This window comes from Nostoc sp. NOS(2021) (assembly GCF_017115025.1).
Lineage (GTDB): Bacteria > Cyanobacteriota > Cyanobacteriia > Cyanobacteriales > Nostocaceae > Nostoc.
Window position 1 is genome coordinate 1 of sequence record NZ_JABXKM010000207.1, and the last position, 7,383, is coordinate 7,383.

Consider the following 7,383-nt stretch of genomic DNA (forward strand, 5'->3'; position numbering starts at 1 on the left):
CCCAACCCCCTCCCCGCAGGCGAGGAGGGGGCTAAGATGTAGCTCATTTGATTAGGAAAAGCTATATACAGTTCAGCATTTATAGCGGTTATAAGATACGCCCTATAATTCAGAAGACAATCCAAATAATTTTTTAGGTACATTTAAAGCACACAAAATTATCAATGAGCGACAAGAACGAAGGTTACAAAGTTATTAGCGACAACCGTCAAGCCCGTTATTTGTATGAAATTCTGGAAACTTACGAAGCTGGAATTGAATTGACAGGAACTGAGGTGAAGTCGATTCGTGCGGGTAAAGTCAATCTCCAAGATGGCTATGCTTTGCTTCGTAATGGTGAAGCATGGTTGATCAATGTGCATATATCGCCTTATACCGCTAGTGGACAATATTTCAATCATGAACCACGGCGTACACGCAAGCTGTTGCTGCATCGCCAAGAACTCCGCAAGCTAATTGGCAAAGTAGAACAGCAGGGTTTAACTTTAATCCCTTTGAAAATGTATCTCAAACGAGGCTGGGTAAAAGTGAGTATCGCCCTTGGCAAAGGTAAAAAGCTCCACGATAAGCGAGAAGACCTGAAACGACGCCAAGACCAGCGTGACATTCAACGGGCAATGAAAAACTATTAAGGGTCAGTGTCGCCAAACTATGACACCAGAGTGAGAAACGGATTGCTGTGAAAACCATGTTGTCTATCCACGGTGTGAGTTATGAAAATGCCTAGTTTATAGCCACAGATTGATTCTGCTAAGGTTGGGACTTGATACACTGGTGAGTAACTTCGGATGGCAATGAGGAATTTTCACACTTATGAAGAGTAATTTCATTACAGCTGTTGGCGCTGGCGTTCTCACCTTGAGTATGGGAATTTTACCTTTAACTCTATCCGCACAAGCTCAGACGACTACTGACACTAGAGCCACTACTGCTCCAACAACGACCACTTATGAGCGCAACGATTTTAATTGGGGTTGGCTAGGATTAATTGGTCTATTGGGTCTGGCTGGTTTGGCTGGTAAAAAGCGTGATCACCAAACGACCGCTTATCGCGACCCTAATACCCCAAATGCCACTACCTACAGAGACTAGACAATTTACTCATTCAAAAGTTGTCAGTTGTTCAGTAGAAAAACAACTGACAACTTACTCATGTTACTTTACTGTTGGTTCTGAGTTAGATGAATTTGTCTGGTTTTGAGCTAAAGGTGTCCAGTAACTGGCAATTAAGGCAACTATGAGCCACCAGAGGGTATTGACTTCAGGACGATACCAGACAGTATCTACGGTGCCGTGAGCTAGCATACCCAACAAAATAGCGATCGCTCCAATTAACCAAAATCCCTCTACACTTCTGAATTGTCGCAATCGTCGCACTTGCATAAATGCCGTATTAAATGTGACAATTATTAGCCAGAGAAAGCAGGCTAAACCAACAAAGCCAGTTTCTACAGTCACCTCAAACAAAATTGAATAGGCACTCAAAGCAGTGTAACGAGGGTGTTGGTAGAGGGGATAAACTTTATTAAAAGAGCTGTGACCGGGGCCAATGCCGAAAATCGGGCGATCGCGAATCATCTCGAAGACAGCATCCCACACATTTCGGCGAAAATTATTACTGCTATCTTTACGGTCAGCAAAAATACTGAACACCCGCAAGCGAACTGGCTCTACAAATATCACTGCTAGCACCAATACCCCGATCAAACCTCCCAAGACAATCGGTAGCGACCAAGTACGCCAAAAACGAGGCATTTCCACGCTTTTCCAATAAACTAGCAATGCCATCACAGTCAAAACTGCCACTACTAACCCAATCCAACCGCCACGACTAAAAGTTAGGATCAGGCAGGAAGTATTGACAATTAACATCGTTAATGCCAAAGCTTTTTTGGGCCAGCTTTGCCATGCAAAAATTGCCACTAAGCTAAAAATTACTCCTGGTAGGAGGTATCCAGCCAATAAGTTGGGATTGCCTAAATAACTGTAGACTCTTGTAGTCTTAGACATCGGAGATTCTGGGTCAACCCAAGTTGCCAGTGCTGTGGCTCCAAAAAACCATTGTCGCAATCCATAAACACTGACAATTAACGATACGTGGAGGTAAAGGATGATAATCCAAGAGCGGAGGCGAGGCGACCTCAATACCCTGGCACAAAGGGCAAATAATAGCAAATACAAGGTCAACGTTCCCAAGTCGTTAAGTGCCGCCTTTTTCACTGGTGATAATGCTGTCGCGACTACAGCAATTCCCCAGTAGAGCAATACCAGCAGGTGAATGGGAGTGACTGACGAGACATTTGCTGGTGTGACTTCATCAGATAAAGTCAACAACAGCCAAAATCCCACACAAGCCACCAGCAAAAAGCCCACCAATGTACTCGAAGCAAAAGGTGCAAGGGCATATATTAAGCTGAGTAAAGCAGCTGCGATCGCATCTCCCCACTGGAGTAAGATGCTGGTTTGCCGCCAAGAACTCAACAGTCCGACCAGAGAACGATGTACGTAACTGGTAGCAAGATATTCTTTGAGCGGTAAAGATGATAAAGTAAATCGTTGCCAGACTAAATTCATAAAAAACATTGCGATCAATTAGCCTGCCGACGCAGAACTTGGAATTGATCATAATGCCTATGGCTATAAAAAGGTAATAACGGAGATTGCTTTCTTAGTGATGGCATTCTTATTCATAGCCATCAGCTACTACCTTTAATCTAAAACCACTTCAGCCAATACTAAGTCAAAACAGTCCCTCATCTACTTAGTACACAACAAATAGATAGAAAATACGTCTTTCCCAATCCTACTCCCCAGTTATCATCCTCTATCACCTGTAAGATGTTCCCTATAGATTGTGATCAAACATCGCTGATTCCTTGTGAGGGAGTCGCCAGTTGCAGTGGCAAAGAAAGCACATAACGATATCCTGATTCTGGCGAACCTTGAATCAAAATTTGTCCACCGTGCAACTCTGCCAGTTGACAACTTAGCAATAGACCCAAGCTTTCACGAGAAAGACTTCCATGTGATTTAGCTAAATTTATACCTGAACTACTAGCAAAGAATTTTGAGTGGGAATCACTCAAGTTTTTTGAATTGTCCACTGCGACTGATGAAGTATTTGGTTGCTCTTGGCTTTCTGCACGAGTATTATAAGTTGCTACCTCACCTGTCAGTTCTAGCAGCGATAAAGAATTGAGACGGAAGTAGGGATCAACCTCAGTTATGCCGTCCCCTAGCCAAGGATGGGAAACCCAAATAGTAATGTTGAGCGTATCTTCCTTGTAAGAGACATGAATGCGAACAACGCTACCTGTAGCCGCAAGTTGAATCACACTGAAAACCAGGTGATAGAGGATTTGCCGCACCTTGTCTTTATCTAAAGGCAAAATGCGATTGCGTCCCGGTTCTATAGAGAGGCGAATATCTTGCTCGCGGCGATTTGCCACTTCTTCTAGGGTATTGATAGCTTGTTGGCATAGCATTTCGATATCCACAGGAGCTACATTCAGCACAGTAGAGTTTTCATCCATAGTTCCTAGTTCGGTAATTTCGTTTACTAAGGAAAGTAAGTACCGACCACTGTGTTGGATAATTTCCAAATATTCTCTCTGCTTAGTCGTCAAAGGCCCATAAATCTCACGTCCTAAAACACTAGCCATCCCAAGTACAGATGTTAAGGGCGTGCGTAACTCCTGAGTTAGCTGACCCAAAAGTTCCAGTTTCAGTTGCTTGGTAGAAACAGAGTCGCTATCTTTAGTGTCTGGGGTGATTTTAATCTCAGGCTTACGTTCGTCATTGAGTGAAAATATCGGAGCTATCTTGGGAGTCCTTGATTCAAATTTTCCTTGTAGGAGTCGGTTACGTTCAAATTCACTCATGCTCCAACGAGCGATGATTTGTAAAAACTCAATGTCTCGGTTTGTAAAATTGCGCGGCACTAAATCCATCACCGCCAATGCACCCAAACAATTTCCCTCAGCATCAATCAGTGGCGCTCCTAAGTAAGCACGAATACCATAATCCTGCACTAATTTGCTGCTAGCAAGTACTGGGTCTGTCAGCTTATGTGTATCATTAATTACAAATGCTTGAAAACTCTCTACTACCTGAGTACAAAAAGATTCCCGGCGTGATAGTTGACGGCTTTGTGCCAAATGATTCATTAGTCCCAGCCGAGATAAGCCCACCGCCGACTTAAACCAGTGGCGTTCTTGATCCACAAATCCCAATATGGAAATTGGTGCTTCCAAAAAGTGGGCAGCAGTTTGAGTGGCTTCTTCAAAAACCGGAATCGTTTCTGCTTGCCGCAAACCTAAATCTGACAAAGCTTTGAGGCGTTGTTGTTCTCTAGTTTCAGGAGAATCCCAACCATCCTTTAGGGCAAATAATTTGTTTTCAGGCTCTACCATTGCCACTATTACCTTAATAATTTCTCGATACTGTAATTGATATAAGTCCTATCTCTAGGTTATCAATTGCTATCTTTAAGCATTCCCTAATTTCGCCTCTGACAAACAAATTTGGGGCAAAAATTTTTTACCCCTTCCATTAAGTCGGCAATACGGTCTTTAGCAGTTACTAGTTACTGGTGCTGAATGTTCTCTGTTTAGCACTGGTGTAGTCTTTATTGCTTGAGATTTTGCAAGCAGACTGCGTTAGATTTGGATTCAGTCAGGGTAACCTAACGCTAAGGAGACAATACCAAAGGTCTGTCATTTCTGATGTCCAGAAGGGAAAATTCTGATCGCAATATCCAACGTAAATTTACTTAGAATAATTATATTTATGTAATTTTTGTAGACATTTTTACTGATAACAGCTAGCACCGATCGCTGACAATCCTAGATAGTTTCTATAACTCTTCATCCGATAGATTGAACCTATTACAATTTCACACTGAAAATTGTGCAGGCTTTTCTATTTTTTCCATACGAGTAAATATTTTTTTGAGGACAACTGGTAATGAATAAAATGACTATTAGAGTTCCTTTTGTAGACCTGAAGTTACAACACGAACCAATTCAAACGCAATTGCAAGATGCAATCCAATCTGTATTGGAACGGGGAGATTTTATTTTAGGGCAAGCGCTCTCAGATTTTGAAGCAGCATTTGCGGCAGTCTCTGGGGCAGAATATGGAGTTGGTGTGGCATCAGGAACAGATGCGATCGCTCTGGGATTGCAAGCGTGTAATATTGGTGCTGGCGATGAAGTGATTTTACCAGCAAACACATTTGTCGCAACCTTGATTGGGGTGCTACGTGCTGGTGCCAAGCCAGTTCTGGTAGATTGCGATCGCCAAACAGCTTTAATTGACTTAGAGTCCGCAGCAAAGGCAATTACGCCTCATACCAAAGCAATTATCCCTGTGCATCTCTATGGTCAGATGGTATCACCACGCCAGTTATTGAACTTTGCCGATACCTACAAACTACTAATTTTTGAAGATGCCGCCCAAGCACACCTCGCCCAAAGAGACGGATATCACGCTGGCTCAGTCGGAATAGCAGCAGCTTTTAGTTTCTATCCCAGCAAAAATTTGGGAGCATTTGGGGATGGAGGAATGTTACTCACACGAGATTCAGATGTCGCCCAGAAGATGAGGCGCTTGCGAAATTATGGTGCATCCCAAAAGTATTTTCATACTGAATCAGGTACGAATAGCCGCTTGGACACTTTGCAAGCAGCCATATTGCACCAGAAACTACCATATTTGCCACAATGGAATCGCGATCGCTTGACTATTGCCCAGCAGTATGATGACGAACTAGCGCCATTGGCAACTGCTGGCATTATCCCTATGGAAAACCAAAGTGGTACAGGACACGTTTATCATCTTTATGTGATTAAAGTAGATGATTCTTGCCCAATACAACGCCAGCAACTTGAGGAAAAACTCACAGCAGTGGGAATTCAAACTGGCATTCACTACCCAATTCCTTGTCATCTCCAGCCAGCATTCACCAAGTTAGGCTATCAGCTTGGAGATTTTCCCCAAGCCGAAAAACTGTCAAAGCAGATATTATCATTACCGATGTATCCTGGTTTGAGCAGTAGCCAAATCAAAGAAGTTGTAGCAGCGATCGCTCATGCAGTATCAACCAGTTATAAGGCAGATAAGCCCTCCCCTGCTGACCTTAGCAGCGTGGTAGCCTGAAGTTAATTCATGCCTATTTTTTCATCGAAGAAGGGAACTGTTAATAGAGAACTCTTAACAGTTTTTCCTATTTCCTGTTCCCTATCCGGGAGTAAGAGACCCCCACTTCTTTTTGTGGCATGTTTCAGGTGGGGTATCAATCCCCCTTTCTGTTACCCCCCTGTTAAGAGTTACCTGTTCCCTGTTCCCTCTTTAATAAGACTGTCATTTGTTCTTTATTCTTTGCTAATGACTAATGACTAATGACTAATGACTAATGACTAATACCCAAAGTTTTTGAACTACTGAAAATCATGGCACTCCGGCAACAGGTTAAAAACATAAACGCATCAGGCTTATTAAATCTAGCCATTTTAGGCGTTTTGCTGCTGCTTTATGCTCCTATATTGCTACACTGGTTGGATGGTTGGCTGCACAAAAATATCAGTACAGAACACGAATATTTCAGCCACGGAATTATAGGTTTACCATTTGCTGCTTATCTGGGCTGGATAAACCGGAAAAAGTGGAAACGTTTGCCAGATACCAGCCATCCTTTGGGCGCTGTTTTCTTGTTATTAGGGGCAGTTTTTTATCTTAGCGGTGTTACAGAGTGGGTTAACCTTTCCTTGCCTGTTATATTGGCAGGATTATGCTTGTGGTTTAAGGGAATAACAGGTTTGCGATCGCAAGGATTCGCCCTGCTACTAGTATTTTTGGCAACCCCAACAGCAGTACCCTATCTCATTGCTCCCTATACCTTGCCTCTCCAAAGCTTCATCGCTGGCACAGCAGGCTTCATACTGAATCAATTTGGTATGGAAGTAACCGTGTCTGAGGCAAATCTCTACGTGGGAGGACGGATTGTGGAAGTTGCCCCCTATTGTGCAGGGCTGAAAATGTTGTTTACTACTCTCTACGTAGGCTTGATGCTGCTTTATTGGACAGATGCTTTATCTTCACGCCGCACAACCATATCGTTTTTATCTATTGCTGTGGTAATTAGTATTAGTGCCAATATCATTCGTAATACTTTACTGACTTTCTTTCACGGCACAGGTCAAGAAGCGGCTTTTAAATGGCTGCATGAGGGTTGGGGTGGTGACCTCTACTCTGCTTGTATGCTGGTGTCATTAGTGCCCTTACTGAATTGGATTAATGGCTATTTCTCGGCATCTCTACAAACTCAGCAAGAAGGAGAAAGTTAGAAACATTGGCATTGGGCATGGGGCATTGGGCATGGGG

6 protein-coding genes are annotated in these 7,383 nt (G+C 43.0%); 4 read left to right on the forward strand and 2 right to left on the reverse strand.

Annotation, left to right across the window (positions count from 1 at the left end):
* The first annotated feature begins 164 nt into the window (after positions 1–164).
* Together smpB and HWQ41_RS22715 are read left to right on the forward strand one after the other, a co-directional pair.
* Positions 165–632, forward strand: a complete 468-nt coding sequence (gene smpB / locus HWQ41_RS22710) for an SsrA-binding protein SmpB (RefSeq protein WP_292767870.1) — start codon at positions 165–167, stop codon at positions 630–632.
* A gap of 181 nt (positions 633–813) precedes the next feature.
* Positions 814–1,092, forward strand: coding sequence for a WGxxGxxG family protein (locus HWQ41_RS22715; protein WP_292767872.1), 279 nt, complete (start codon positions 814–816; stop codon positions 1,090–1,092).
* Between the two features lie 63 nt (positions 1,093–1,155).
* On the opposite strand, the gene HWQ41_RS22720 is transcribed toward HWQ41_RS22715, so the two are convergent.
* On the reverse strand, positions 1,156–2,574 hold the full coding sequence (locus HWQ41_RS22720; protein WP_292767875.1) for an IctB family putative bicarbonate transporter: 1,419 nt from the start codon (positions 2,572–2,574) through the stop codon (positions 1,156–1,158).
* A gap of 284 nt (positions 2,575–2,858) precedes the next feature.
* A complete protein-coding gene (locus tag HWQ41_RS22725; RefSeq protein WP_292767878.1) occupies positions 2,859–4,412 on the reverse strand; it encodes a GAF domain-containing sensor histidine kinase in 1,554 nt (517 codons plus the stop codon).
* Between the two features lie 553 nt (positions 4,413–4,965).
* Between HWQ41_RS22725 and HWQ41_RS22730 the strand changes: the two genes are divergently transcribed.
* Together HWQ41_RS22730 and crtB are read left to right on the forward strand one after the other, a co-directional pair.
* Entirely contained in the window at positions 4,966–6,159 is a 1,194-nt protein-coding gene (locus HWQ41_RS22730; protein WP_292767881.1) for a DegT/DnrJ/EryC1/StrS aminotransferase family protein, read from the forward strand.
* A 293-nt stretch (positions 6,160–6,452) separates the two neighbouring features.
* On the forward strand, positions 6,453–7,346 hold the full coding sequence (crtB, locus tag HWQ41_RS22735; RefSeq protein WP_292767884.1) for a cyanoexosortase B: 894 nt from the start codon (positions 6,453–6,455) through the stop codon (positions 7,344–7,346).
* Positions 7,347–7,383 lie beyond the last annotated feature (37 nt).

What these genes read in the sequence shown, in the direction of transcription:
- HWQ41_RS22720 (WP_292767875.1), bottom strand. Translation starts at nt 2,574, where the DNA reads ATGAATTTAGTCTGGCAACGATTTACTTTATCATCTTTACCGCTCAAA.
- HWQ41_RS22715 (WP_292767872.1), top strand. Translation starts at nt 814, where the DNA reads ATGAAGAGTAATTTCATTACAGCTGTTGGCGCTGGCGTTCTCACCTTG.
- HWQ41_RS22730 (WP_292767881.1), top strand. Translation starts at nt 4,966, where the DNA reads ATGAATAAAATGACTATTAGAGTTCCTTTTGTAGACCTGAAGTTACAA.
- crtB (WP_292767884.1), top strand. Translation starts at nt 6,453, where the DNA reads ATGGCACTCCGGCAACAGGTTAAAAACATAAACGCATCAGGCTTATTA.
- HWQ41_RS22725 (WP_292767878.1), bottom strand. Translation starts at nt 4,412, where the DNA reads ATGGTAGAGCCTGAAAACAAATTATTTGCCCTAAAGGATGGTTGGGAT.
- smpB (WP_292767870.1), top strand. Translation starts at nt 165, where the DNA reads ATGAGCGACAAGAACGAAGGTTACAAAGTTATTAGCGACAACCGTCAA.